Source organism: Rhodanobacter thiooxydans, from assembly GCF_021545845.1.
Taxonomy (GTDB): domain Bacteria; phylum Pseudomonadota; class Gammaproteobacteria; order Xanthomonadales; family Rhodanobacteraceae; genus Rhodanobacter.
In genome coordinates, this window is the sequence record NZ_CP088923.1 from 984004 (window position 1) to 1009557 (window position 25554).

Consider the following 25554-nt stretch of genomic DNA (forward strand, 5'->3'; position numbering starts at 1 on the left):
GCCACATGAACGAACGGCTGATGTTCAACCTGGTGGACCTGGCTGGTACGTTCGCGTTCGCGATCAGCGGCGCCACTGCGGCCCGGCGCCGCAACCTCGACCTGTTCGGCATCCTGGCGATCGCCTATATCACTGCCTGCGGCGGCGGCATCGTGCGCGACCTGTGCATCGGTGCGATCCCGCCGGCGGGCCTGTCCGACTGGCGCTACCTGCTCACCGCGGTGGTGGCGGCCCTGCTTACCATCCTGGCGTACCGCTGGGTGGAGCGGCTGACCTACCCGGTGCGCCTGTTCGATGCGATGGGGCTGGGCCTGTTCGCGGTGTACGGCGCGAACAAGGCGCTGGCGTTCGGCCACAACGCGGAGGTGGCGATCCTGCTTGGCATGGTCACCGCGATCGGCGGCGGCGTGGCGCGCGACGTGCTGCTGGCGCGCGTGTCGGTGGTGCTGCAGAAGGAGATCTATGCGCTGGCCGCGCTCGCCGGCGCCGCGCTGGCGGTGATCGGCGAATACCTGCACTGGCCCGTGCTGTGGGCGACCTGGCTGCCGATCCTGTTGTGCTTCGCGTTGCGCATCCTGTCGCTGTACTTCCACTGGAACCTGCCGCGCTTCGGCAGCGACCCGCAGGCGTGACGCCCGCGGCTGCATGCAGGCGCGGACAGACGAAGGGGCCGGATCACGCGATCCGGCCCCTTCGCGACACGAGATACTCAGTGCTTATGGTGGGTCTTGGCGTGGCCCTTGGCCTCGTGCTTGCCCTCGTTCTTGTCGTTGGCGACCTGGCTGACGGCCTTGCCGACGTTAGTGTCGTCCGCCTTCGCCTCGTGCGCGGCGGTGGACACCGCGTCGCCGTGCGCGTCGTGGTTCATCGACGCCGACGGCGGGCTCGGCGGGGTGTGGCCACCGCCGTGCTGCGGTGCCGCCAGGGCGTACGACAGTGGCAGGGCGAAGGCAGCGGCGATCAGGGCGGCGGTGATGGTCTTGGTCATGACATAACCTCGGTTGGGTTGAGCCATGCGGCGCATGGCGAAATTACGATAGGGCCGGGTCAGGGCGGCAGGATGAACGGCGGATATGCGCAGGAAATTGCGTGAGAGCTGCGTCACGCGCCGGCGTCAGCCGACTTCGAACAGGTCGGTCTGCGCCTGGTAGCTGTCGGCGTCGACGAAGCCGGCCAGGCCCACGCCAACCAGCCGGTACAGGCTGTCGGCGGGGCGTTCGACGCGCCCGCGCAAGGCGCAGGCGAGGTCGGCCAGCTCGGTGGCCGAGGCTGGCCGCAGCGTCGGGGTGAGGCTGCGCGTCAGGGTGTGGAAGTCGGCGGTCTTCAGCTTCAGCACTACCGTGCGCGCCACCCGGCCGCGCTCGCGCAGGTGCGCCGTCCAGGCCTTGTCGGCGAGGCGGCGGATGTGCGGCTCCAACTGGTCGAGACGCAGATCGTGTTCGAAGGTGTCCTCGGCAGAGACTTGCAAGGTGGGGCGCTCCGGCTCGACCGGACGTTCGTCGATGCCGCGTGACAGCTCGTGCAGGCGCTGTCCCCAGCGGCCGAAGCGCTGTTCCAGCTCGACCGGCGCGAACGCGCGCAACTCGCCCACGGTGGCGATGCCGAGCACGGCCAGCTTCGCCTCCATCACCTTGCCCACGCCGGGCAGGCGGCCCACCGGCAGTGGCGTGAGGAAGGCCACTACCTGCTGCGGACGCACCACGTACAGGCCGTCCGGCTTGCGGAAATCCGAGGCGATCTTGGCCAGGAACTTGTTCGGCGCCACCCCGGCCGAGGCGGTGAGCCGGGTTTCCTCGCGGATCGCCGCGCGGATCGCCTCGGCGGTGGCGGTGGCCGAGCCCAGTGCGCTCTTCGTCGTGGTGACGTCGAGGTAGGCCTCGTCCAGCGACAGCGGCTCGATCAGCTCGGTGTGCCGCGCGAAGATCTCGCGGATCTGCCGCGACACCGCCTTGTAGCGCACGAAATCCGGCGGCACGAAGATCAGCTGCGGGCACAGCCGCTCGGCACGGATCGCCGGCATCGCCGAGCGCACGCCGAACACGCGCGCCTCGTAGCTGGCCGCGCACACCACCGAGCGCGCACCACGCCAGGCCACCGCCACCGGCTTGCCGCGCAGCGAGGGGTCGTCGCGCTGCTCCACCGACGCGTAGAACGCGTCCATGTCGACGTGGAGGATCTTGCGCGGTGAGGCGGACACACGGACGACCATGGCGGGGCGATGCACCGATTCTAGAGGCGAGCGCCGTCGGTGGGTGTCAGCAGTGATGCCGCGCCGATCGCCGCAGGCGCCATTCGAAGCCGGCCAGCGCCGCGCTGGCCAGCACGAACGGCAGCAGGTTGTAGGTCAGCCGGTAGCACAGCATTGCGGCGAGCAGGTCGGCGCGCGCCTCCGGCGGAAACGAGGCCAGCATGATCGTCTCGAACACGCCCAGGCCGCCCGGCGCGTGGCTGACGATGCCGGCCAGCACCGCGCCGACGTAGATCGGCAGGAAATCGACGAACGGCGGCGCTGCACCGGCCGGCAGCAGCACGTACAGCGCGCTGATCGCGGCGAGCATCTCCACGCCGCCGATCAGCATCTGTGCCGCCGCGGTGCTGGCGCCCGGCAGCGGCAGCGTCAGCCGTCCCAGCGCGAGCGTGCGCGGTCGTGCCAGCCAGCCCAGCAGGGCGAGCAGCAACAGGGCCAGCGCCATGCCCGGCCAGCGCCCCCAGCCTTGCGTGATCTGCGGCTGCCAGCACAGCGCACCGGTGATCACCACGGCGAAACCCAACCCCACGCCGAGCCCGGCCAGGGCCACGATGCGCGCGACGTCGCCGGCGCCCAACCCGACCGCCGCATAGATGCGGTAGCGCAGTGCCGCGCCGGTGATCGCATGGAAGCCCAGCGTGTTCGAGATGCCCTGGGTGACCGCGCCGGCGAACGCCGCCAGCCGCGCGGAGACACGATCGCCCACCACCGTGCGCGCCGCCAGCACGTCGAACAGCGCCAGCATCGTCAGGCTCACCGCCGCAGCGATGACCGAGGCTGCGATGTGCCGCGCCGGCAGCTGCGCCCAGGCGGCCACCACCTCGCGCCACGACAGCCCGGTGACGTAGCGCTGCAGCAACCACGCCGCCAATGCGAACGCCGCCAGCGAACCGCCCCACGAGGCCAGCCGCAGCCAGCGCGGCGGCGAACGCGCGGCGTCGTCTTGCCGCTGCGGCGGCTCAGCGCGCATGGGCCACCGCGACTGCATCCGGGCGGTCGATCCGCGCGGCCACTTCCTGCGCCAGCCGCTGTGCCGCCGCCGGATGTCCGGCCAGGTGCAGGAACGGCTCGATCAGTTCCAGCTCCATCACCAGGAAGCGCCCGCCGCTGACCACGCCATCCACGCGCAGGTAAGCGTGGTTGCCGTGGCCGAGCGCCGCCAGCGCGGCCAGCGCACGATTGGCGGCGGCCAGGATCGCCGCGTCGGGCTGCGCCGGCTCGGCGCTGCCGCCGTATTCGCCCTGCACGCGGTAGTCGCCGGCGGCCGGGCGCTTGATCACCGCATGGCCGAATTCGCCAGCGAAATACAGCAGCGACCATTCGCCGTCGCTGACCACTTCCGGTATGAACGGCTGCACCAGGTAGTCGCGTTCGCGCGGCAGCTGCGCCACGGCATCGGTGAACGCCGCGTCGCCGGCGGTGCCGCGCAGCGTGTGCCAGGCGCTGCCGCTGACGCTGGGCTTGATCACCACCGATTGCCCCGCCAGCGCCGCCAGCGTATCGGGCAGCGCTGCGGCATCGGCCAGCCGGGTGGGGATGATGGCCACGCCGTGCTGTGCCAGTTCGAGCAGGTAGCGCTTGTCGCTGTTCCAGCGCAGCAGCGCGCTGTCGTTGATGGTGGGAACGCCCAGCGCATCGAGCCGGTCCAGCCAGTGCAGGAACGCCGCATGGTGCCTGAAGTAATCCCAGATGGTGCGGATCAGCACCGCGTCGAACGCCGACCAGTCCACCGCCGGGTCATTCCACACGCAGACCGCCGGCGGCAGGCCGAGCTGCTCCAGCGTGGCGGCCAGATGCACGTCGTCGGGTTGAACCGATGGATGGTCCGCGGAAGTGGCGAGGGCGAGCCGGCGAGGGGCGGCGGGAATGGGCATGGCGACGTCTCCAGTGTGCGGAAAGGGCGCCCTTGCGACGGATTCGCACATCGAGCGTGGCGGACGGCGTCCGCTGCAGCACCCCTCGACGGCGATGGCGCGGCGGCATCGCCGCAACGCCAAAAACTGACGGCACCTGCCGTGCCGACCACGACAGTTTTCCGGTGCGGCCGCGCCTTGTCAATTTACCGGATGGCATGCTGCCGGAGCGTGCGCGCGCCAGACGGGACTGGTGGAGACCGCATCGACGATGGCAAGGTAGCTGGATGCCGATCGAACCCGCCAACGCCTATGCCCGCCGCCTGAACACCTGGGACGCCGCGATGATCGTCATCGGCGGCGTGATCGGTGCGGGCATCTTCCTCACCCCGGCCACGGTCGCGCGCAACACCTCCTCGGGTACGGAAGTGCTGGTGCTGTGGGCGATCGGCGGCCTGCTGACCCTGGCCGGCGTACTGTGCTACGCCGAGCTGGGCGCGCGCCGACCGCAGGCGGGCGGCATCTACGTCTACCTGCGCGAGGCGTTCGGCTTGCTGCCGGCGTTCCTGTTCGGCTGGACCATGGCGCTGATCAACTATCCCGGCAGCGTGGCCGCGGTGGCCACCATGTTCGCCGAGTATTTCTGCGCCGCGCTCGGCCTGCCGCAGCTGTACGTGAAGCCCGCGGCGGTGGGTGCGATCGTGTTCATCGTGGGCGTCAACCTGTTCGGCATCCGTGCCGGCGCTTGGATGCAGAATGTATTCACCGTGCTGAAGCTGGCGGCGATCGCGCTGCTGGTGGTCGCCGGGCTGGTGCTGGCGCATGGCCGGCTGGGGTCGGTGCTGGCGGTGGACGCGGCGCCGCCCGTGTCGCCGTGGTCGTTCGTCGGCGCGCTGCTGCCGGTGCTGTTCACCTACGGCGGCTTCCACTACCTCAACGATCTTGCCGGTGAAGTGCGCAACCCGCAGCACACGCTGCCGCATGCGCTGGGCCTGGGCATGGCCGGCGTGGTGATCTGCTACCTGCTGGCCAATTTCGCCTACCTGGCGGGCCTGGGCCATGCCGGCCTCGCCGCCAGCCAGGCGCCGGCGGCGGACCTGATGCGCCGGCTGTTCGGCGAGCAAGGCGCCACCGTGATCGCCGTCGGCATCGCCTGCTCCACCTTCGGCTACTGCGCCATCGCGATCGCCGGCGGCGCGCGGGTGCTGCAGACGATGGGTGCGGACGGCGTGTTCTTCCGTGCCGCGGGCCACGTCGATGCGCGCACGCGCGCGCCGCAGGTCGCGCTGGTCCTGCTCGGCGCGTGGGCGGCGGTGCTGGCCTATTCCGGCAGCTTCAATCAGCTGCTCAACTACACCACGGTGGGTGAGTGGCTGGGCCACGTGTTCGGCATCGGCACGCTGTTCTGGTACCGCAAGCATTTCATCGACCAGCCGGCGCCGTACCAGGTGCCGTTCTATCCGCTGCTGCCGCTGATCTTCGTGATCACCGTGTTCGGCGTGATCGTGGCCAGCGCCATCCACGCGCCGGGCGACGCCGGCATGAGCCTGCTGATCATCGCGCTGGGTGTGCCGGTGTACTACGGCTGGCAGCGCTGGACGCGCCGCCAGCCGGCGTGAGGTATTACGCTGCGTAGGGCGGGCGCGGCCCGCCGGCTCCAGGCTCCGTAATGCAGGAGCGGCGGGCAGTGCCCGCCCTACAAAGCCGGTTCACGCGAGGATGCCGATGATGAAACGTCATGCATGGATCTGGCTGGGCCTGTGCGGTCTCGGTGCCTGCTACGCCACTACAACACCGGGCGTGGCCGACCTGACGGCGCGCAATGCCAGGGTCCGCATCAGCCTCGACCACGTGCAGCGCATCGGCGGCACCGAACGCGCCGCCGACGGTGTGGCGCAACAGCGCTACGCGTTCCAGCCGGCGGCGCAGCCGCAGCTCGTGATCGCGCCAGCGAGCGGTGCATGGGATTGGTCGGGCCGTGGTGAGCTGCGCCTGCGCGTGCAGAACGCGATGCCGTGGGCGGTGACGCTGCAGATCGCCGTCGACGGTACCGCGGCAGGCCAGCGTCTGCAGGCCAGTGTGGGGGTGCCGGCCGGCCCCGCGCAGACCGTGGTGCTGCCGTTGCACGCCACCTCGCCGCGCGCGCAAGGCATGCAGGCCGGGCCGCCGATGCCGTACGACGCGCACGGGCAACGCATTTTACTGGCGACTACGGTAGAGGGCGCGCTCGACCTGCGCGCGGTGCGCGCGGTCACCCTCGCCATGCCGGCACCGCAGGCCGCGCAGACCCTGCTGCTGGGCACGATCGACGCCGTGCCAGGCGAGGTCACCCTGCACGAGGCCTACGCCGGCATCGTCGACCGCTACGGACAGTACGTGCGCGGGCGCGGGCCGGAGAAGATCGACACCGACGAGGCGCTGCGCACCGCCGTGCGGGCGGCCACGGCGGAGTCGAAGCCGGTGGGGCTGGATCGCTACGGCGGACGTCTGGACGTCCAAAGCCTGGAACGCACCGGCTGGTTCCACGCACAGAAACGCGGTGGCCGCTGGCATCTGGTGACACCCGACGGCCATGCGTTCTTCTCGCTCGGCGTCAACGCGGTGGTCACCGACGGTGGGCGCAGCTACGTCGAGGGCCGTGAGTTCATGTTCCGCGACCTGCCGCTGGACGGCGGCGAATGGGCGGCGTTCTACGGTCATGACGACAACCGCAACCCGGAGCAGGGCGCCAGCCGCGGCATCGGCTACCACCACGGCCGCTGGTTCGACTTCTACGCGGCGAACCTGTACCGCGTCGACGGCAAGCACTGGCTGGCCGCATGGCGCACGCGCGCACTGCAGCGCCTGTCGGCCTGGGGCTTCAACACCCTCGGCAACTGGAGCGACGACGCGCTGGGCCAGGCGCATCGCCTTGCCTACACGCGCTCGATCGACATTGGCGGCGACTATGCGAACGTTTCCAGCGGTTACGACTACTGGGGCCGCATGCCCGATCCGTTCGATCCGCGCTTTGCGCAGGCCGCCGAGCGTGCAGTGATCAAGGCCAGCGCCGGCGTGCGCGACGATCCGTGGCTGCTCGGCTACTTCGCCGATAACGAACTGGCCTGGGCCGGCAGCGGCCTGCAAGGCCGCTGGGGGCTGGCGCTGGGCACGCTGGCCGGCGACGCGAACAGCCCCGCCAAGCGGGCGTTCATCGCCGAGCTCAGGGCGAAGTACCGCACGCCGGCGCAGCTGGCCGCGGCGTGGGGCATCGCGCTCGCCTCATGGGGCGCGCTCGACGCCACCGGCTTCGCCGCACCTGCGCCGAACGAGGCGCATCCGGCGATCACCCGTGACTACGGCGCCTGGCTGCGGCGCTATGCGGACACCTATTTCCGTATCGTTGCGGAAGCGATACGTCGCCACGACCCGCACCACCTGTTCCTCGGCGGCCGCTTCGCGGTGCGTACGCCCGAGGCCGTCGCCGCCTGCGCCGCGTACTGCGACGTGCTCAGCTTCAACGTCTACGCCGACCTGCCGCAGCACGGCCTCGACCTCGCCGCGCTGCACGCGCTCGACAAGCCCGTGCTGATCGGCGAATTCGCGTTCGGCTCGACCGACCGCGGCCCATTCGGTGCGGGACCGGTGGCCGTCTGGAACGAGCAACAGCGCGGCGAAGCCTATGCGAAGTTTGTCGCCGCGGCGGCAAGCGATCCGAACATCGTTGGTGCGCACTGGTTCGACTACGCCGACCAGCCCGTCACCGGCCGCCTGCTCGACGGCGAGAACAGCCACTTCGGGCTGGTGGGGATCACCGACATCCCGTTCGGCGGGTTCGTGGAGGCGGTGCGCATGGCAAACCAGCAGGTGCGGGGAGGGCGCTGAACACTCTCGCCGCGGGAGACGCCAGCGTGGCCATCGGTTAGGCTGGCGCGACCGCCGGGGAGAGCGGACGGCATGGGGATGCCGACGGGCGGTTTCCTTCCACTGACCAGGGGGTTGTATGGGTACTTCTTCGTTGGCCGCACTGGCCGGCATGGGGTTGTTCGGGATGCTGGTGATGATCGTCGTCGGCATCCTGCTGGCGGCGCTGGTGCTGAGCGTGTCGTTCCGGCTGGTGGTCGGCTACATGCCGTCCTACCTGCGCGCGATCGGTGCGCTGGTGCTGACCTGGATTGCGGTGGCCATTGCGATGGTGGTCGTGGGCATGGTGATGCATGGGGCCGCCGGTGGGCTGTTGTCGTTGATCGTGAATTTCCTGGTCGGCGCCGCCGTGGTGAACTATCTGCTGCTGGCGCAGAACGGCAGCCAGATCGGCTACGGCAAGGCGTGCATGGTGCAGCTGGTCTACAGCGTGATCGGCATCGTGCTGGGGGTGATCATCTTCGGCATCATGGCGGTGTTCTTCGGCAGCATGCTGGCGCACGCATGAGTCGTGCGCGGGGCGGGCAATCCGCCCCGCGCGTTTTCACGGATCTCAGGCCAGGCTGGTGGCCACGCCGAAGCTGATCGCCATGATCACCGCCACCGCCATGCAGGCGCTGCCGGGGCGGATGCGGCGGGCGTCGATGCGCGGCACCAGCCGCCACAACAGCACGCTGCCGATCAGCATGTCCAGCACCAGCATCCAGCGCAGCAGGCCGGAGCTCAGCAGCGCGCCGTAGGGCGGATGCAGGTGGCCTTCGTAAGCGGCCACGCCGACCACCAGCAGCAGGCCGAGCAGGGTCCACAGCAGGCAGGCGAGGTAGATGCGGTTGAACACCACCGCGCAGCGTTCGGCCCAGCGCAGCACCGACCAGCCGATCAGGGCGAACACCAGCGCAGCCATGCTGCTGTACAGCACCCACCAGAGCAGGCTGCTGATCACGGTAAGCAGGGTGGTCATGTGACTTGCTTGAATCCCAGTTTGCGCAGCAGCTTGGCCATCAGCCAGGCCGGGCCGATCAGCAGGTAGGCCAGGTCGGTGAGAAAGCTGGGCTTGCGTCCCTCGAACTTGTGCCCGATGAACTGGCCGATCCAGGCGACCACGAATACGCCGACCGCGAGCCAGCACAGCTGCGTGGGGCCGAGTCGCCCATACAGGAAGTTGGTGAGCAGGCCGAGCAGGGCAAACGCGATCAGCAGCGCGATGGCCAGCCGGTGCGAGCGCTTCCAGTACCAGTAGAACGCCAGCACCATCACCAGCACCGCCCAGGCGCCGGGCCGGGCGAATGCGGCCGGTACCGGAATCGCCCACAGCAGCGCGATCACCGACCACACGATCGGCGGCACGCAGAGCCAGTGGAACAACCGGTTGGTCGGGTTTTGATGGTCGCCGCTGTAACTGTCGAGCCAGTCCTGCATGCTGCGCTGGTTTGCGGCTCGCGTGGTCATGGTGCGTTCCCCCCATGGGTCAGGCCTGCAATAGCAGCACGCCGGCGGCGGCCGTCGCAAGCAGAGAGCAAGTGTAGGAGCGCACCCTGTCCACAAGGAACTTCCTTCGGTCGTGCGCGATGCTCTTTCGTCACGTGACGAAGAGCATCGCGCACAGGGCGCGCTCCTACGACAGCCGGATACCGGCCAGGCGCTGCAGCGCCTCGGCGTACTTGGCGGCGGTGCGCGCGATCACCTCGTCTGGGATCACCGGGCCTGGCGCGGTCTTGTTCCAGTGCTGCGTCTCCAGCCAGTCGCGCACGAACTGCTTGTCGTAGCTGGGCGGGCTGATACCGACGCGGTATTCGTCGGCCGGCCAGAAGCGTGAGGAATCCGGCGTCAGCATCTCGTCCATCACGTACAGCTTGCCGCTGGCGTCGGTGCCGAACTCGAACTTGGTGTCGGCGATGATGATGCCGCGTTCGGCCGCGTAGGCGGCGGCCCACTGGTAGATCGCCAGCGTGGCGTCGCGCACCTGGTTGGCCAGCTCGCTGCCGACCGCGTCGACTACCGCATCGAAGCTGACGTTCTGGTCGTGGTCGCCCACCGCGGCCTTGGTCGAGGGCGTGAAGATCGGCGCGGGCAGCTGCTGCGCCTGCTTCAGGCCGCCGGGCAGCGCGATGCCGCACAGCGAGCCGGTGGCCTGGTAGTCCTTCCAGCCGGAGCCGATCAGGTAGCCGCGGGCGATCGCCTCCACCGGCACCGGCTTCAGCCGCCGCGCCACCACGGCGCGCTTCTCATACAGTTTCAGGTCGGTGCCGGGCGGCAGCACCTCGGCCAGCGGCACGTCGAGCAGGTGGTTCGGCACCAGGTGGGCGGTCTTGCCGAACCAGAAGTTGGAGATCTGGGTGAGCATCTCGCCCTTGCCCGGGATCGGGTTGGGCAGCACCACGTCGAACGCCGACAGCCGGTCCGTGGCGACCATCAGCAGCCGATCGTCGGACAACGCGTATACATCGCGCACCTTGCCGCGGTGGATCAGCTCGAGGCCGGGCAGGTTCGATTGCGGCAGGGTGGTGGGCACGACGGCGGGTTCCACATGGCGGGCAAGCGCCCATTCTAGCCGCTGCGGCCGTGGCGCCGGAAACGCCGCCTCGGGGAATCCGGGTGCGCTGCTAGAATTGGCGATCTGTGGCCCCCATTGGTTGCCGATGCGAACCTTATTGACCGCGGCGCTGTGCCTGCTCGCCGCCTTCCCGCTCCGTGCGCAGACGCCGGTGTCGCCGACCCGGCTGGGCCTGTGCGCGGCCTGCCACGGTGCTGGCGGCCACGCCAGCATGCCCGGCGTGCCGCACCTGGCCGGCCAGCGGCTGGATTACCTGCGCGACGCGCTGAAGCAATACCGCGACGGCCGCCGCAACATCCCGGTGATGCGCGCCGCGATCGGCCCGGTCGGCGACGCCGACCTCGACGCGTTGGCCCGCTGGTACAGCGCTCAGGCGCCGCAGGGCACACCATGAGCTACACCTACACGCTGTGGTTCGCCTTCTTCGGCCTGCTCATCGGTCACCTGCCCGGCGCCGTCACCGGCGCGGTGATCGGCTTCGTCTTCGACAACCTGCGCTACAGCCAGCGCAAGCACGCCACGCCGGAAGCCGGCGGCTTCATCGGCCCGCTGTTCACCCTGCTCGGTGCGGTGGCGAAATCCGACGGCCGCGTATCGGAGCAGGAGATCGCGATCGCCGAGCGGCTGATGACGCGCATGGGCCTGGACGCCGAGCAGCGCAGGCAGGCGGTGGCCAGCTTCAACGTCGGTAAGCAGCCGGAGTTCGACGTCACCCCGACCATTGCCGCGCTGCGCAACTGGGTCGGTCTGCGCCGCGACCACGCCTTCCCGGTGCTCGACGTGGTGATCGAGACGGTGCTGGCCGAGGGCAACCCACCGCCGGAGAAGATGGCGATCCTGCACCAGCTGGCGTTCGCGCTGCGTATCAGCGACATGGAGCTGATGGCGCTGATGGCGATGAAGGGTTACGCCTGGAACGCCGGCGGATCGCGCAGTCACGGCCAGGCCTACGGCACTGGCGGCGGCTACGTGCCGCCGCAGCGCGCACCGCAGGGACCGGACCCGTATGCCGTGCTCGGCATCGACCGCAACGCCGATGACCGCGCGATCAAGCGCGCCTACCGCAAACTGATCTCCGAACACCACCCCGACCGCCTCGGCGACCTGCCCGAAGACATGCGCAAGCGCGCCGAGGCGCGCGCCAGCGAGATCAACGCCGCGTACGACCGGATCAAGGAACAGCGCGGCTTCAAGTAGGAGCCCGCTCGCGGGCGATGCTTTGAAAGCCGGGATTCGGGATTCGGGATTCGGGATTCGAAAGGGCATCGCCCGCGAGCGGGCTCCTGCAAAGGCGATGCGTCGGATCAGGCGACAAAGGCGCTGCGTCGGATCAGCCGAGCAGCAGTCCGGCCAGTTCGTCCGGCGTCGCCGCAACGGCACGCGCGCCGGCCTGCTCCAGTTCCGCGCGGTCGCCAAAACCCCACAGCACGCCCACGCCGCGCACTTGGTTGGCCACGGCACCGTCGATGTCGAAATGGCGGTCGCCGATCATCACCGCATCGGTCGGGTCGGCGCCGAAGTCCGTCAGTGCCGCGGCGATCATCGTGGCCTTCTCGCTGTGCGCGCTGCCCGGGTGCGGGCCGTACAGGCGCAGGAAGGCGTCGCCGAACGGCAGGTGGGCGATGATCGGCGCGGCGTGGCGGTGCGGCTTGCTGGTGACCACCGCAAGCTGGTGGCCAGCGCCGAGCAGTCGCCCGATCAACGTTTCGATGCCCGGGTAGACCTCGTGCTCGCGCCAGCCGAGCGTATCGAAGCGCTCGTGGTAGTACGCCACCGCCGCCTCGACGCGCTCGGCGTCGTGGTCCAGCAGCGGCGCGAAGCTGTGCCGCAGCGGCGGGCCGATCCAGCGGCGCAGTTCCGCATGCGCCGGCGCCGGCACGTCCAGCCGCGCCAGCGCATGCTTCACGCAGGCGGTGATGCCGTGTTCGGAATCGATCAGGGTGCCGTCGAGGTCGAACAGGCAGAGCATTACTTCGCGGCTCGCGCCTTCAGCGCGGCCACTGCGGGCAGCTCCTTGCCTTCGAGGAACTCCAGGAACGCGCCGCCGCCGGTGGAGATGTAGGAGACCTGGTCGGCGATGCCGTACTTGTCGACCGCGGCCAGAGTGTCGCCGCCGCCGGCGATGGAGAACGCATTCGAGGCGGCGATCGCCCGCGCCAGCGTCTCGGTGCCTTTGCCGAAGGTGTCGAACTCGAACACGCCGACCGGGCCGTTCCACACCACGGTGCCGGCCTTGGCGATCAGCGCGGCGTACAGCTCGGCAGTCTGCGGGCCGATGTCGAGGATCATCTCGTCCGCGCCCACCTGGTCGACCGGCTTCACCGTGGCCGGCGCCTGCGCCGAGAAGGTCGGTGCCACCACCACGTCGACCGGCATCGGCACCTCGGCGCCGCGGCGCTTCGCATCGGCCAGCACCTTCCTGGCGGCGTCGATCAGGTCCGGCTCATACAGCGAATTGCCCACCGAATAGCCCAGCGCGGCGACGAAGGTGTTGGCGATGCCGCCGCCCACGATCAACTGGTCGACCTTGCCGATCAGGTTGTCGAGCAGGGTCAGCTTGGTCGAGACCTTGGAGCCGGCCACGATCGCCAGCAGCGGGTGCGCCGGGTGTTCCAGCGCCTTGCCCAGCGCATCGAGCTCCGCACACAGCAGCGGCCCGGCGGCGGCGACCGGGGCATACTTGATCACGCCATGGGTGGAGGCCTGCGCGCGGTGTGCGGTGCCGAACGCGTCCATCACGAAGATGTCGCACAGCGCGGCGTACTTCCGGGCCAGCGCGTCGTCGTCCTTGCCTTCGCCGACGTTCATGCGGCAGTTTTCCAGCAGCACCACCTCGCCCGGGGCCACCTCGACGCCGTCGACCAGGTAGTCGGCGACCAGCCGCACCGGCTGGTGCAGGCGGGCGCTCAGCCACAGCGCCACCGGCGCCAACGAGGATTCGGCGTCGAACTGGCCTTCCTTCGGCCGACCCAGGTGCGACATCACCATCACCTTCGCGCCGGCGTCGCGGGCGGCCTGGATCGTGGGCAGCGCGGCGTCGAGGCGCTGGGTCGAGGTGATCCGACCGTGGTCGTCGATCGGCACGTTCAGGTCTTCGCGGATCAGCACGCGCTGGTCGCGCAAATCGAGGTCACTCATGCGGATGACGGACACGGCGGCACTCCGGATAATGGACAAGGGGCCGCCCGGCACGGGCGGTAACCGCTTATTCTCGGGCGCGTCGGGTGTCGATGCAAACGCGGCGGGCCGGCGCCGCACGTTGCGGCGCGCCACGTGCCCGGCCCACACTGTGGCAAACTGCGGTTATCCGTCGGGGGGTGGCTCATGGCTAGCGGTTTGGTGCTGTATGGCTACTGGCGTTCCAGCGCTGCGTATCGGGTGCGCATCGCGCTGAACCTGAAGGGGCTCGACTACGAGACGCGACCGGTGCACCTGGTGCGCGACGGCGGCGAGCAGCACGCGCCGGATTACCGTGCGCTCAACCCGCAGGAAATGGTGCCCTGCCTGCTCGACGGCGACCGCGCGATCACCCAGTCGCTGGCGATCATGGAATACCTCGACGAGATGCATCCGGAGCTGGAAACGGCCCTGCTGCCGGTCGATGCGCGCGGGCGGGCCCGGGTGCGGGCGCTGGCGCAGGTGGTGGCCTGCGACATCCACCCGCTGGGCAGCCTGCGGGTGCTGCAGCAGCTGGAAGCCGAATTCGGTGCCAGCGAGGAGCAGCGCGCGGCGTGGTCGCGGCATTGGATCGGCGCGGGTTTCCAGGCGATCGAGACGATGCTGGGCGACAACGTGGCGACCGGACGCTATTGCCACGGCGAGGCGCCGAGCATGGCCGACGTCTGCCTGGTCCCGCAGGTCTACAACGCGCTGCGCTGGAAGCTGCCGCTGGACGACTACCCGACCATCGCGCGCATCTACCAGTCATGCAACGAGCTGGAAGCATTCCGCCGCGCCGCGCCGGAGGCCCAGCCGGATGCGCCTTAGAGCCGGGATTCGGGATTCGGGATTCGATAGGGCGTGAGCCGACGGTGTTACCTTCCGCTGGTTGCGGGAGCGCAAAGGCGGGCGGCTTTTGGCGAATCCCGAATCCCGAATCCCGAATCCCGGCCCTAAAACCCCATCCCGTAAGGATCGGCCATCGCCTCGTCGCTGTTGCCGCCTTCGGCGAGGCGGATCTTAAGCGCCAGGCCGTCGCGCGAATCGGACTTGTTGAGCGCCTCTTCCAGTTCCACGCGGCCTTCCTTGTACAGCTTGTACAACGACTGGTCGAAGGTCTGCATGCCTTCCTGCAGGCTGCGGTCCATCGCTTCCTTGATCTCGTGGATCTGGCCGCGGCGGATCATGTCGCGGATCAACGGGGTGTTCAGCAGTACCTCGGTGGCCGGGATGCGGCGGCCGTCCTTGCCGATCACCAGGCGCTGGCTGATCACCGCGCGCAGGTTCAGCGCCAGGTTCATCAGCACGTTCTTGTGCGCCGATTCGGGGAAGAAGTTGAGGATGCGCTCCAGCGTCTGGTCGGCGTTGTTGGAGTGCAGCGTGGCCAGGCACAGGTGGCCGGTCTCGGAGAAGGCGATCGCCGCCTCCATGGTGTCGGTGTCGCGGATCTCGCCGATCATGATCACGTCCGGCGCCTCGCGCATCGCGTTCTTCAGCGCCTCGTGGTAGCTGTGGGTGTCCAGGCCCACCTCGCGCTGGTTGACGATCGACTTCTTGTGCCGGTGCAGGTATTCGATCGGGTCCTCGATGGTGAGGATGTGGCCGGGCGAATGGGAGTTGCGCTGGTCGAGCATTGCCGCCAGCGTGGTCGACTTGCCCGAGCCGGTGGCGCCGACCACCAGGATCAGCCCGCGCGGCTCCATGATCAGGTCGCGGAAGATGCTGGGCAGCTGCAGCTGTTCGATGCTGGGGATCTCGCTCTTGATCGCGCGGATCACCATGCCCACTTCGCCGCGCTGCTTGAATACGTTGATGCGGAAACGGCCGGCTTCCTTCACCGCCAGCGCCATGTTCAGCTCCAGGTCGCGCTCGAACTGCGGCACCTGGCCCTCGTCCATCAGCGAATAGGCGATCTTCTTGACCATGCCGCCGGGCAGGCCGGTGTTGCCCAGCGGATACAGCTTGCCCTCGACCTTGATATTCACCGGGGCGCCGGTGGACAGGAACATGTCCGAGGCGCCCTTGTCTACCATAAGCTTGAGGAAGTAGCCGATATCCACGGATTGATCCCTGTTTGCGCAAGGCGCGTTGCAAAGTCGGATTATGCCCGCCCACAATACGCTGCGACATACCACGAGGAATGTGATGTACATCTTTTCCCTGCCGGCCGGCTCTCCACGCCGTACCCGTGCGGCCATGGCGATGGCGGCCCTGGCCCTGACCCTGCTGCTGGCCGGCTGTGCCTCGGCGCCGCCGCCGAACGATTCGATGAACATGGCGCAGTCGCAGCTGCAGATGGCCCGCGACGCGGGGGCGGCCGACTACGCCCCGGTCGACCTGGGCTTCGCGCAGGACAAGTTCCAGCAGGCGCAGACGGCCATGGCCGACCGCAAGTACGCCGATGCGGCCAGCCTGGCGGAGGAGTCGCGCGCCGACGCCGAGCTGGCCCAGGCCAAGGCCAGGCTGGGCGCGGCGCGGGCGCAGATCCAGAACAAGGTGCAGGAGAACACCCGCCTGCGCCAGGAGGGCGAGCAGCAGGAGCAGCACGACAACGCGCCGGCACCGGCACCCGTGGCCTCGTCCGGCCCGCTGACCCAGGACATGCCGGCGCCGGCCTCGAGCGTGCTGTCCGCACCGGCCGGTGCCGGTTTCCAGACCGTGCCGGACGCCAACCAGCCACCCGCTTCCAACTCCCACGGAGGCCAGCCATGAAACGTTCCACCTTCACCCTGGCCGCGATCGTGCTGGCGCTGGCCGCCGCCGGCTCGGCACATGCCCGCAAGGACGACATCGACATCGCCCGGCTCGGCGGCAGCCTCGACCAGCTCGCCAACGATCCCAGTCTGGGCCGTTACGCGCAGGCCGAGCAGGCGCGCGCGCGCGACGCGATCAACCGGCTGGCCCAGGCCGGCTCGCGCGAGCGGCCGCACGCGCTGTACCTGGCCGAACGCCGGGTCGACCTGGCCAAGACCGCCGCGCAGCTGCAGGATGCCCAGGTCAAGCTGACCCAGCTCGACCGCGAGCACGACCAGATCCTGCTCGACAACAGCCGGCGCGATGCCGAGCTGGCGCGGCGCGAACTGGAGCGCCAGCGCCTGCAGTACCAGCTGGCGCAGGAAGAGGCTGCCCGGCTGCAGGCGCAGGGGCAGGAATACTCGCAGGCGGCCGACCAGGCGCGTGCCGAAGCCGAGCGGGCGAAAAAGCTGGCGGCGGCGCAGAGCAAGGTGGCCAGGGCGGCCAAGCGCCAGGCTGAACTGGCCGCGCAGGCGGCCAAGGCGATGCGTTCGCAGATGAGCGAAGGCGAGCAGCCTGCCGAAGCGGCTTCGGACGCCTCGAAAAAGCACCCCTGACCTGTTCCCGGCGGCGCGCTGCGGCGCTCCGCCGCGCCCGCATCCGCGCCTTGCGGCGACTTGTCCGGAGCTTGGGTTAGATAAACGTAAAAGGCTGTTTTGACAGCTGTTTCACAGGAAACCGCGGTGCTTCGCGGCGCCCCTCCGCTAGGCTTGCACCCCCCTGACCGGGGGAGTAGGGTCGAAGTCCCACGGGGCATCCAGGCCGCGTGGGCCACTGACCCGAATCATGCGCTTATTCCACGTTTCCATGCGTCACCCGCGTTCCGGCAGGCCGGCGCGGGTCGTGGGTGCGTGCATGCATTCAACGTCTGCGGATGCTTCCTGTCGCATCCGCATGCCAACTCGCGAGGAGGTCGGATCATGTTTGAAAACCAGCAGCGTGATGATGTCGAGGCATTGATGAAGGCCGACGCCGAATTCCGGCGGCTCTACCAGCATCACCGCGAACTCGACAGCAAGGTGCACGACGCCGACATCGGCGTCCTTCCCATCGACGATGTCACCCTCGCCAGCATGAAGAAGGAAAAGCTGCTGGCCAAGGCACGACTCGAACGCATGTGGACGGATCGGGCGCATCTCATCCACTGACCCTGTTTCACGCCATCGCGGCCCCGGGTCCTCCCTGATGCATCGGGAGGATGCCGGGGCCGCCGCGTCAATGGCGGCCCAGCGGTTATCATGGCGATCCCGCAGCAGCGGCATCGCCCGGCTGCCTTCCCAGCGACGGAGCCCCCATGACGGTCCACCAGAGTGTCCTCGAACTGATCGGACGTACCCCCATGGTGCGCGCGCAGCGCCTGGATACCGGGATGTGCGAGCTGTTCCTCAAGCTGGAGAGCACCAACCCCGGCGGCTCGATCAAGGACCGCATCGGCCTGTCGATGATCGAGGGCGCCGAGAAGGACGGCCGCATCCGCCCGGGCGACATCCTGGTCGAGGGCACCGCCGGCAACACCGGCCTTGGGCTGGCCCTGGTCGCGCAGCAGAAGGGCTACCGGCTGATCCTGGTGGTGCCGGACAAGATGAGCCGCGAGAAGATCTTCAACCTCAAGGCGATGGGTGCCGAGGTGGTGCTGACCCGCTCCGACGTGGCCAAGGGCCACCCCGAGTACTACCAGGACATGGCCGAGCGGATCGCCCGCGAAACGCCCGGCGCGTACTTCATCAACCAGTTCGGCAACCCCGACAACCCGGCCGCGCACATCGCCACCACCGGGCCGGAGATCCTCGAACAGATGGACGGCCGGGTCGACGCGATCGTGGTCGGCTGCGGCTCGTCCGGCACGCTGAGCGGGATGTCGAAGTTCTTCGCCGGGCACTCGCCGCAGACGGAATTCGTGCTGGCCGATCCGGTCGGTTCGATCCTGGCGCAGTACATCAACGAGGGCACGCTCTCGACCAAGTCAGCCAGCTGGATGGTCGAAGGCATCGGCGAGGATTTCCTGCCCTCGATCAGCGACTTCACCCGGGTGAAGAAGGCCTATGCGATCCCCGACAAGGAGAGCTTCCTCACCGCACGCGAGCTGCTGGCGAAGGAGGGCGTGCTGGGCGGCTCGTCCACCGGCACGCTGGTGGCTGCCGCTCTGCGCTACTGCCGCGAGCAGGCCGCGCCCAAACGCGTGGTGACCCTGGTCTGCGACACCGGCAACAAGTACCTGTCCAAGCTGTACAACGACTACTGGATGCTCGACAACGGCTTCCTCGAGCGCGAGCGGCACGGCGACCTGCGCGACCTGCTGCTGCGCCCGTTCGCCCGGCGCGACACCGTGGTGGTCGGCCCCAACGAGCTGCTGGTCACCGCCTACAACCGCATGAAGCTGTACGACGTGTCGCAGCTGCCGGTGATGGACGGCCGCAAGCTGGTGGGCATCGTCGACGAGTCCGACGTGCTGATGCACGTGCACGCCGACGAGACGCGTTTCCGCGACCCGGTGTCGACCGCGATGATCACCAGCCTGCAGAAGCTCGACGTGCGCTCGCCGATCGAATCGCTGCTACCGGTGTTCGAGCGTGGCCACGTCGCGATCGTGGTCGACGGCGATGACTTCCTCGGCCTGATCACCCGCATCGACCTGCTGAACTGGCTGCGCCGCAAGGTGGATTGAGCGATACGGACGCGCGCCTTGATGGCGATCGTCCGCGAAAGGTTGGGTTAATGCAGCCCAGTCAACATAGCTACTGATTAGTGTCGAATCTCAGCCGCCGAGGTACCGTTCGCCCAGAGCGTAGGCGCGTAGCGCCGAAGTCGAAGGGTATCGCCAGTAAGGTGCTTCGACTTCGCTTGCTGACGCAAGCTACGCTCAGCACGAACGGCTTCTATGAGCTGAACTTCAAGCGCTAATCAGGAATTCGCCTGTCCGTGGCGGAGCCGAAGGCTCCGCCACCCATCAAAGGAAGTCGTCCCGATGTGTGGAATCGTTGCTGCCGTTGCCCAGCGGAATGTCGCGCCGCTGCTGATCGCCGGCCTGAAGGCGCTCGAATACCGCGGCTACGACTCCTCCGGCGTGGCCGTGCTCGACCACGGCGCGATCCGCCGCGTGCGCGCCAAGGGCAAGGTGCGCGAGATGGAGGCGATGTACCTGGCCGACCCGCTGCCCGGCAGCACCGGCATCGCGCATACCCGCTGGGCCACCCACGGCGTGCCGAACGAGGCGAACGCGCATCCGCACATCGCCGGCCGCGTGGCGATCGTGCACAACGGCATCATCGAGAACTACGTCGGCCTGCGCGCCGAGCTGCAGGCACGCGGCCACGTGTTCACCTCCGAGACCGACACCGAGGTGATGGCGGCGCTGATCGATGAACACCTCGGTCAGGACATGCAGCTGCGCGAGGCGGTGCTGGCCACCGTGCGCGAGCTGGAAGGCGCCTATGCGATCGCGGTAGTCAGCCGCGACGAGCCCGACCGCGTGGTCGGCGCGCGCCGCGGCGCGCCGCTGCTGGTCGGCCTGGGCATCGGCGAGAACTTCCTCGGCTCCGACGCGCAGGCGCTGATCCAGGTCACCAACAAGATGCTGCATCTGGACGAGAACGACGTGGTCGAGATCACCCGCGACAGCGTGCAGGTGTTCGCCCTCGACGGCACGCCGGTGGCGCGCCCGGTGCACGAGAGCGAGCTGTCCACCGACGCGGTCGAGCGCGGCGAATACCGCCACTACATGCAGAAGGAGATCTTCGAGCAGCCGCGTGCGATCGCCGACACGCTGGAGGCGCGCCTGGGCCCGCACGGCGTGCTGCCGAACATCTTCGGCATCGACAGCGAGGCGCTGCTGCGCGACGTCCGCGGCCTGCACATCATCGCCTGCGGCACCAGCTACCACGCCGGCCTGGTGGCGAAGTACTGGATCGAAGAGTACGCGCGCCTGCCGGTCAGCGTGGAGGTGGCCAGCGAATACCGCTACCGCGAGACGGTGGTGTCCGAGGGCACGCTGTTCGTCGCTATCTCGCAGTCCGGCGAAACCGCCGACACCCTGGCGGCGATGCGCGAATCGCGCCGGCGCGGCTACCTCGGCACGCTGGCGATCTGCAACGTGCCCGAGTCCTCGGTGGTGCGCGAGGCGGACCTCAAGCTGATGACCCGCGCCGGTCCCGAGATCGGCGTGGCCTCGACCAAGGCCTTCACCACCCAGCTGGCCGGCCTGGCCCTGCTCACGCTGGAGCTGGCCCGCCGCCACGGGCTCGACGACCAGCGCTACGCGGCGCTGTGCGCCGAGCTGCAGCACCTGCCGCGGGCGGTCGAGAACGCGCTGCAGCTGGAGCCGGCGATCATTGCGCTGGCGGCCGACTTCATCCACCGCCAGCACGCCCTGTTCCTCGGCCGCGGCGTGCAGTATCCGGTGGCGCTGGAGGGCGCGCTGAAGCTCAAGGAGATCTCCTACATCCACGCCGAGGCGTACGCCGCCGGCGAGCTCAAGCACGGCCCGCTGGCGCTGGTCGACGAGAACATGCCGGTGATCGCGGTAGCGCCGAACGGCCCGCTGCTGGACAAGCTGAAGTCCAACCTGCAGGAAGTGCGCGCCCGCGGCGGCCGCCTGATCGTGTTCGCCGATGGCGCCGCCGGCATGGACGACATGGCCGGCCACGGCGCCATGCTGCGCGTCGAATCCGGCGGTTCCTTCATCGCCCCGGCCGTGTTCACCGTGCCGCTGCAGCTGCTCGCCTACCACGTCGCCGTGATGCGCGGCACCGACGTCGACCAGCCGCGCAACCTCGCCAAATCCGTGACGGTCGAATGACCCGCAGGGCGGGCACCGCCCGTGGTGGTGCGACAGAATAGAAGTTCCAACTGAGGAATAGAGGTTCCAACAGGGGAGCCGCTAGGGCGGCCATCGGCACAAAAGAGATTCCAACGGCATTGCCTGGCAAGTCGGCGCACAGGCGCATGCTGAACCGCACGATCAGAGGGTCGACAGGGATTCGGCCAAACACCGGCAATCCCGCCCCAAGCCGCTGTCTTGCCTGGGGATCGACTGTCGGCTTCTTGCATGGCGGCGCCAAAGGTGTAGGATTAAATCCTACGCCACGAGAGGGCTGCGTATGCGCTCCACACAACAGTTCAGCATCACCCTTCCCAACGAGATGGCCGACCTTGTGCGATCCAAGGTGGCGGCGGGCGAATACGCCACCGAAAGCGAGGTCATCCGCGACGGACTGCGCACGCTCGCGGCACGCGATAAGGCGGTCGAGGCGTGGCTGCGCGACCAGGTGGTGCCGGCCGCCCAGGCGTTGCAGGCGGACCCGTCTCGCGGGCTTTCGGTGGGCCAGGTGCGCGAGCATCTCGCTCGGAAGCGGTCAGCCGAACGCGGCGGCCCGGTCGCGTGATCTATACCGTCATTTTCGCGCCCGAGGCCATCGAACGCCTCGATGCGATTGAACGGTACATCGCCGACGCCGGCGCACCCGTTGCCGGCGCCAACTACGTGGATGCCATCTTCGCGTTCTGCCAAAGCTTTGGCTACTTTCCCCCTGCGGGGCACGAGGCGTGACGACCTACTGCCTGGACTGCGCATCACCAACTACCGCGGCAACACCATAGTCGCGTTCGTAGTGAACGAGATGGTCATGACCGTCGGCATCGTCGGTGTTTTCTACGGCGGGCAGGATTACGAGGGCATCCTGCGGGAGGCATAGGCGCGGCCGTGCTGTATGCCCATCCGCTCGGGTAGTCCCTCTCGCCGGGGGTAAAGCGGGATAACGCAGCATTATTCCGCCTTATAACCCGAGCTTCGCTGGTGAACGCACGCTGTCAGGCATTACGTAATTACGTATTACGTAACGCGGCACGAAGTAGATGCAGCTCCGGCAAACGTGCGCGGCGACGCTTGCCGCTCAGGCACTTGCGCGTCGAATTGCTGGTGTTTGGCCGAATCCCTGCCAACCCTCGATCAGGCCGCCACGGGAGCCCAGTTGGAGGTTCTATTCGTGTGCGTGCCGCGTATTGCCCGGTGCTGGGGCCGCACGTTTTGGCGCGTATTTAGAGCACGCTGCGCCGCTTGTGCAGGTGCGAGCCGCGCGGGTACTGGATGTGCGTTAGAAGCTCTATTCGGTCGCACCAGGTGGTGAGACCGAATAGAGGTTCCAACTGGGCAATAGAAGTTCCAACTACAGGTCGGCCACGGCCTGGCTCTGCTCAGACAAAAGGCTGGAAACGGCTGCATTGACCGCTGCCAGTTGATGTTTCTGATGTGCCGGCCGACCTTGCCGTGGAGGCGAATGTCGGCCTTGTTGCAATCTTTCGACGTGCGCGGCGCCGGCAGCGACGTTCCAAGACGGCATGATTTCTACAGAAGATCTTTCGCCTTCAGTTCCGCCTCGAACGTCGCGAGGGCCATCACCAGCGTGAGCGGCTTGTCGGGGAGTGTCATGGCGCCATAGCTGGCGTACCACGCGGCTGCGCTCCCGTTCTTCGCATCGATCATGAGCAAGACCCCCCCCACAACGTCGGCGGCGCGCAAGCAGCGCCGTGCGGCCATCGCGAGGAGCTGACCGCCGAGACCACCGCCTTGCAGCCGTTTGTCCGTCGCGATGCGCGCGAGCCTAAAACCCGGCACGTCGTGATGCGCCAAGCCCTTGCGCACCTGCTCGGGCGTATCCGCGTAAGCGAGCGCCCCAGGCGCCAAGCTGTAAAAGCCGAGAACCGTCTTGCCGTCCGCGTCGTCGACGGCGACAAAGGTTTTCGCGCCGCCGGCCTCGTGACTCTGACGCGCGTACTTGTGAAGGAACTCGTTCATCGCGGAATCGCCGCAGTCGAACAACTTGCGATCATGTTTCTTGGAGATCGGTTCCTCGTGCCAGGCGGGGACGCTCATCCCTGCTTGGGCAGCGCTGCGATAGCCTTGCGCAGCTTGGCGTTCGGCGCCGGCGGGTTTTCGAGCATCCTCAGCACCGCAACACTGTCCCTTTCCGACAGGACGATGCGCTCGGCCTCCGCGATCACCGCCTTGGCTTCGCGCAAGGCTGGTTGCAGCACGAAATCTGTCAGATCCGTGTGCCGCAGCGCGGCCGCCCGCACGAGCGTGGCCTTCTGTTCGGGCAAGACCCGCAGATTCATCCGCTTGTTGTCATCGACAGCGACTCGGGGCATGGCTCTTTACTCCTATGTACTCATTTAAAGAGTACATCTGAAATGCCCTTATATCAATCCGTGAGTATTCAATCCGTACAGCTATCGAGCGTCGACAAGGGCAGCAGCGCCGACAGCGAGGTCGCAATCAGGCTTCGCACTTGGGTGCGGTTGGAACCTCTATTCGGTCTCACCAGCCCGCTGGTTCTTCGACGATGCGTCACGGCCAAGGCGGCGGGCAGTGCCCGCCCTACGAAGCCGGAGCGGAGAGCTTCGCGCACGACCGAAGGAAGTCCCTTGTGGACAAGGTGCGCTCCTACGATTTCATGCGTAATGGGTCAGGCTCTTCCGTACACGTCGTCGAAACGCACGATGTCGTCTTCGCCCAGATAACTGCCGGACTGCACCTCGATCAGTTCCAGCGCGACCTTGCCGGGATTGCGCAGGCGGTGCCTGCTGCCCAGCGGAATATAGGTGCTCTGGTTCTCGCCGAGCAGGAACACCTTGTCGTCGCAGGTGACCTCGGCCGTGCCGGAGACGACGATCCAGTGCTCGGCGCGATGATGGTGCTTCTGCAGGCTCAGGGATGCGCCGGGCTTGACCACGATGCGCTTGACCTGGAATCGATCGCCGGTTTCCAGCGAGTCGTAGCTGCCCCACGGCCGGTACACCACGCGGTGCAGCGAGTGCTCGCTGCGGCCGGCAGCCTTCAGCTGCTCGACGATCTTCTTCACGTCTTGCGCGGCGTCGCGGTGCGCCACCAGGGTGGCGTCGGGCGTGGTCACCACGATCAGGTCGTCGACGCCGACGGTGGCGATCAGGTGGTGGTCGTGCGAACGCAGCAGCGAGTTGCGCGTGTCCACGGCCATGGTGTCGCCTTCGCGCAGGTTGCCGTCGGGGTCCTTGTCGCCGGTCAGCCACAGCGCCGACCACGAGCCGATGTCGCTCCACGCGCAGCTGACCGGGATCACCGCCGCGCGGCGGGTCTTTTCCATCACCGCGTAGTCGATCGAGTCGTCGGGCACCTGCGCGAACGCGTCGCGGTCGATGCGCACGAAGTCGAGGTCGGCGGATGCCTTCGCGTGGGCTTCGCGCACCGCCGCGAGCATCGCCGGTGCATGCGCGGCCAGCTCTTCCAGGTAGCATGCGGCCTTGAACAGGAACATGCCGGAGTTCCAGTCGTAGCCACCGTGGGCAAGGTACGACCCGGCCGTGGCCAGGTCGGGCTTTTCGACGAACTGCTCCACGCGGAAGCCGTGGCCGTCGATCGCCTCGGCGCGGCGGATGTAGCCGAAGCCGGTCTCGGGGCGATCCGGGCGAATGCCGAAGGTGACCAGCCAACCCTGTGCCGCCAGTGGCATTGCCTGCTTTACGCCCTCGACGAAAGCGGCGGTATTGCCGATCAGATGATCGGCCGGCAGCACCAGCAGCGTGGCGTCGGCGTCGCGCTGCAAGGCCTGCAGCGCACCCAGCGCGATGGCCGGCGCGGTGTTGCGGGCCAGCGGCTCCAGCACGATGGTGCCATCCGTGATGCCCGCCTCCAGCAGCTGGTCGGCAGCGAGGAAGCGGTGGTCGTCGCTCGCCACCACGATCGGCGCGGCGACGCCCGGCAGCTGTCGGGTGCGCGCTATGGTCTGCTGGAACAGCGTGCCCTTGCCGGCCAGTTCCAGGAACTGCTTGGGCAGGTTCTTGCGCGACACCGGCCACAACCGGGTGCCGCTGCCGCCACTCAGGATCAGGGGGATCAACATGAGATCGACGTCCTTGGCTGGATGAAAGTCTCCAACCCGTTGCGTGTAGGAGGGCTGCGCGGATAGGCCATTATGCCGCAACGGTATGGCAGCGTAGGGCGGGCACTGCCCGCCGTTTTCCCTTCGCGGGCCCGGGCAAAAGCGGCGGACAGTGTCCGCCCTACGCGATAG

Annotated in this window: 27 protein-coding genes and 1 riboswitch; of the genes, 14 read left to right on the forward strand and 13 right to left on the reverse strand. The window is 68.2% G+C overall.

Annotated elements, in window-relative coordinates; genetic code table 11:
- Nucleotides 1-5: 5 nt before the first annotated feature.
- Nucleotides 6-632, forward strand: a complete 627-nt coding sequence (locus tag LRK53_RS04215; RefSeq protein ID WP_027492935.1) for a trimeric intracellular cation channel family protein — start codon at nucleotides 6-8, stop codon at nucleotides 630-632.
- 77 nt (nucleotides 633-709) lie between these two features.
- On the opposite strand, the gene LRK53_RS04220 is transcribed toward LRK53_RS04215, so the two are convergent.
- The 4 genes from LRK53_RS04220 to LRK53_RS04235 all read right to left on the reverse strand — a co-directional run bounded on the left by LRK53_RS04220 (nucleotide 710) and on the right by LRK53_RS04235 (nucleotide 4122).
- A complete protein-coding gene (locus tag LRK53_RS04220) occupies nucleotides 710-988 on the reverse strand; it encodes a hypothetical protein (protein ID WP_027492936.1) in 279 nt (92 codons plus the stop codon).
- A gap of 126 nt (nucleotides 989-1114) precedes the next feature.
- Nucleotides 1115-2209 carry a DNA polymerase IV gene (gene dinB / locus LRK53_RS04225; protein ID WP_235642524.1) on the reverse strand — a complete coding sequence of 365 codons (1095 nt, stop codon included), beginning with the start codon at nucleotides 2207-2209 and terminating at the stop codon, nucleotides 1115-1117.
- Nucleotides 2210-2255: 46 nt separating this feature from the next.
- On the reverse strand, nucleotides 2256-3218 hold the full coding sequence (locus LRK53_RS04230) for a putative bifunctional lysylphosphatidylglycerol flippase/synthetase (protein WP_051257577.1): 963 nt from the start codon (nucleotides 3216-3218) through the stop codon (nucleotides 2256-2258).
- Nucleotides 3208-4122, reverse strand: coding sequence for an ATP-grasp domain-containing protein (locus LRK53_RS04235; RefSeq protein WP_027492939.1), 915 nt, complete (start codon nucleotides 4120-4122; stop codon nucleotides 3208-3210). The genes LRK53_RS04230 and LRK53_RS04235 overlap by 11 nt, the downstream gene beginning before the upstream one ends.
- 17 nt (nucleotides 4123-4139) lie before the next feature.
- A riboswitch (S-adenosyl-L-homocysteine riboswitch) is annotated at nucleotides 4140-4215 on the reverse strand.
- A gap of 173 nt (nucleotides 4216-4388) precedes the next feature.
- Here LRK53_RS04235 and LRK53_RS04240 point away from each other — a divergent pair.
- From LRK53_RS04240 to LRK53_RS04250, 3 genes are all read left to right on the forward strand, one after another.
- Entirely contained in the window at nucleotides 4389-5720 is a 1332-nt protein-coding gene (locus tag LRK53_RS04240) for an APC family permease (protein WP_027492940.1), read from the forward strand.
- A 109-nt stretch (nucleotides 5721-5829) separates the two neighbouring features.
- A complete protein-coding gene (locus LRK53_RS04245; RefSeq protein WP_027492941.1) occupies nucleotides 5830-7965 on the forward strand; it encodes an alpha-amylase family protein in 2136 nt (711 codons plus the stop codon).
- A 118-nt stretch (nucleotides 7966-8083) separates the two neighbouring features.
- Nucleotides 8084-8512 (forward strand): hypothetical protein, encoded by a 429-nt coding sequence (locus LRK53_RS04250; protein WP_027492942.1) that lies wholly within the window; start codon nucleotides 8084-8086, stop codon nucleotides 8510-8512.
- 45 nt (nucleotides 8513-8557) lie between these two features.
- On the opposite strand, the gene LRK53_RS04255 is transcribed toward LRK53_RS04250, so the two are convergent.
- The 3 genes from LRK53_RS04255 to LRK53_RS04265 form a co-directional block, all read right to left on the reverse strand.
- Nucleotides 8558-8965, reverse strand: coding sequence for a hypothetical protein (locus LRK53_RS04255; protein WP_027492943.1), 408 nt, complete (start codon nucleotides 8963-8965; stop codon nucleotides 8558-8560).
- The gene (locus tag LRK53_RS04260) at nucleotides 8962-9453 is read right to left on the reverse strand and encodes an Mpo1 family 2-hydroxy fatty acid dioxygenase (protein WP_027492944.1); all 492 of its coding nucleotides are present in this window, start codon (nucleotides 9451-9453) and stop codon (nucleotides 8962-8964) included. Before LRK53_RS04260 ends, LRK53_RS04255 begins: the two co-directional genes overlap by 4 nt.
- A 166-nt stretch (nucleotides 9454-9619) precedes the next feature.
- The gene (locus LRK53_RS04265) at nucleotides 9620-10516 is read right to left on the reverse strand and encodes a phosphoribosylaminoimidazolesuccinocarboxamide synthase (RefSeq protein ID WP_027492945.1); all 897 of its coding nucleotides are present in this window, start codon (nucleotides 10514-10516) and stop codon (nucleotides 9620-9622) included.
- 127 nt (nucleotides 10517-10643) lie between these two features.
- Between LRK53_RS04265 and LRK53_RS04270 the strand changes: the two genes are divergently transcribed.
- Nucleotides 10644-10952 (forward strand): c-type cytochrome, encoded by a 309-nt coding sequence (locus LRK53_RS04270; RefSeq protein ID WP_027492946.1) that lies wholly within the window; start codon nucleotides 10644-10646, stop codon nucleotides 10950-10952.
- Entirely contained in the window at nucleotides 10949-11755 is an 807-nt protein-coding gene (gene djlA, locus LRK53_RS04275; protein WP_027492947.1) for a co-chaperone DjlA, read from the forward strand. Before LRK53_RS04270 ends, djlA begins: the two co-directional genes overlap by 4 nt.
- Nucleotides 11756-11888: 133 nt before the next feature.
- Here the strand turns inward: djlA and LRK53_RS04280 are convergent, their stop codons facing one another.
- Both LRK53_RS04280 and LRK53_RS04285 read right to left on the reverse strand, forming a co-directional pair.
- A complete protein-coding gene (locus LRK53_RS04280; RefSeq protein ID WP_027492948.1) occupies nucleotides 11889-12527 on the reverse strand; it encodes an HAD hydrolase-like protein in 639 nt (212 codons plus the stop codon).
- Nucleotides 12527-13711 (reverse strand): phosphoglycerate kinase, encoded by a 1185-nt coding sequence (locus LRK53_RS04285; RefSeq protein WP_027492949.1) that lies wholly within the window; start codon nucleotides 13709-13711, stop codon nucleotides 12527-12529. The genes LRK53_RS04280 and LRK53_RS04285 overlap by 1 nt, the downstream gene beginning before the upstream one ends.
- A gap of 171 nt (nucleotides 13712-13882) precedes the next feature.
- On the opposite strand from LRK53_RS04285, the gene maiA reads away from it, so the two are divergent.
- On the forward strand, nucleotides 13883-14545 hold the full coding sequence (maiA, locus tag LRK53_RS04290) for a maleylacetoacetate isomerase (protein WP_027492950.1): 663 nt from the start codon (nucleotides 13883-13885) through the stop codon (nucleotides 14543-14545).
- 125 nt (nucleotides 14546-14670) lie between these two features.
- On the opposite strand, the gene LRK53_RS04295 is transcribed toward maiA, so the two are convergent.
- Nucleotides 14671-15777, reverse strand: a complete 1107-nt coding sequence (locus tag LRK53_RS04295) for a PilT/PilU family type 4a pilus ATPase (RefSeq protein WP_027492951.1) — start codon at nucleotides 15775-15777, stop codon at nucleotides 14671-14673.
- 85 nt (nucleotides 15778-15862) lie between these two features.
- On the opposite strand from LRK53_RS04295, the gene LRK53_RS04300 reads away from it, so the two are divergent.
- The 7 genes from LRK53_RS04300 to LRK53_RS04330 all read left to right on the forward strand — a co-directional run bounded on the left by LRK53_RS04300 (nucleotide 15863) and on the right by LRK53_RS04330 (nucleotide 22055).
- Nucleotides 15863-16429 (forward strand): DUF4398 domain-containing protein, encoded by a 567-nt coding sequence (locus LRK53_RS04300; RefSeq protein WP_037089804.1) that lies wholly within the window; start codon nucleotides 15863-15865, stop codon nucleotides 16427-16429.
- Nucleotides 16426-17067, forward strand: coding sequence for a hypothetical protein (locus LRK53_RS04305; protein WP_027492952.1), 642 nt, complete (start codon nucleotides 16426-16428; stop codon nucleotides 17065-17067). The genes LRK53_RS04300 and LRK53_RS04305 overlap by 4 nt, the downstream gene beginning before the upstream one ends.
- Nucleotides 17068-17430: 363 nt before the next feature.
- The gene (locus LRK53_RS04310; RefSeq protein WP_027492953.1) at nucleotides 17431-17658 is read left to right on the forward strand and encodes an HP1242/YdcH family protein; all 228 of its coding nucleotides are present in this window, start codon (nucleotides 17431-17433) and stop codon (nucleotides 17656-17658) included.
- Between the two features lie 146 nt (nucleotides 17659-17804).
- The gene (locus LRK53_RS04315; protein WP_235642525.1) at nucleotides 17805-19175 is read left to right on the forward strand and encodes a pyridoxal-phosphate dependent enzyme; all 1371 of its coding nucleotides are present in this window, start codon (nucleotides 17805-17807) and stop codon (nucleotides 19173-19175) included.
- Between the two features lie 300 nt (nucleotides 19176-19475).
- Nucleotides 19476-21305 (forward strand): glutamine--fructose-6-phosphate transaminase (isomerizing), encoded by a 1830-nt coding sequence (gene glmS, locus LRK53_RS04320; RefSeq protein ID WP_027492955.1) that lies wholly within the window; start codon nucleotides 19476-19478, stop codon nucleotides 21303-21305.
- Between the two features lie 301 nt (nucleotides 21306-21606).
- Nucleotides 21607-21891: a type II toxin-antitoxin system ParD family antitoxin gene (locus tag LRK53_RS04325; protein ID WP_027492956.1), complete on the forward strand. Its 285-nt coding sequence runs from the start codon at nucleotides 21607-21609 to the stop codon at nucleotides 21889-21891.
- The gene (locus tag LRK53_RS04330; protein ID WP_235642526.1) at nucleotides 21888-22055 is read left to right on the forward strand and encodes a type II toxin-antitoxin system RelE/ParE family toxin; all 168 of its coding nucleotides are present in this window, start codon (nucleotides 21888-21890) and stop codon (nucleotides 22053-22055) included. The genes LRK53_RS04325 and LRK53_RS04330 overlap by 4 nt, the downstream gene beginning before the upstream one ends.
- 795 nt (nucleotides 22056-22850) lie before the next feature.
- Here the strand turns inward: LRK53_RS04330 and LRK53_RS04335 are convergent.
- The 3 genes from LRK53_RS04335 to LRK53_RS04345 form a co-directional block, all read right to left on the reverse strand.
- On the reverse strand, nucleotides 22851-23378 hold the full coding sequence (locus tag LRK53_RS04335; RefSeq protein ID WP_027492957.1) for a hypothetical protein: 528 nt from the start codon (nucleotides 23376-23378) through the stop codon (nucleotides 22851-22853).
- Nucleotides 23375-23653 carry a type II toxin-antitoxin system TacA family antitoxin gene (locus LRK53_RS04340; protein WP_027492958.1) on the reverse strand — a complete coding sequence of 93 codons (279 nt, stop codon included), beginning with the start codon at nucleotides 23651-23653 and terminating at the stop codon, nucleotides 23375-23377. The genes LRK53_RS04335 and LRK53_RS04340 overlap by 4 nt, the downstream gene beginning before the upstream one ends.
- A 317-nt stretch (nucleotides 23654-23970) precedes the next feature.
- On the reverse strand, nucleotides 23971-25383 hold the full coding sequence (locus tag LRK53_RS04345; protein ID WP_027492959.1) for a mannose-1-phosphate guanylyltransferase/mannose-6-phosphate isomerase: 1413 nt from the start codon (nucleotides 25381-25383) through the stop codon (nucleotides 23971-23973).
- Between the last annotated feature and the right edge of the window lie 171 nt (nucleotides 25384-25554).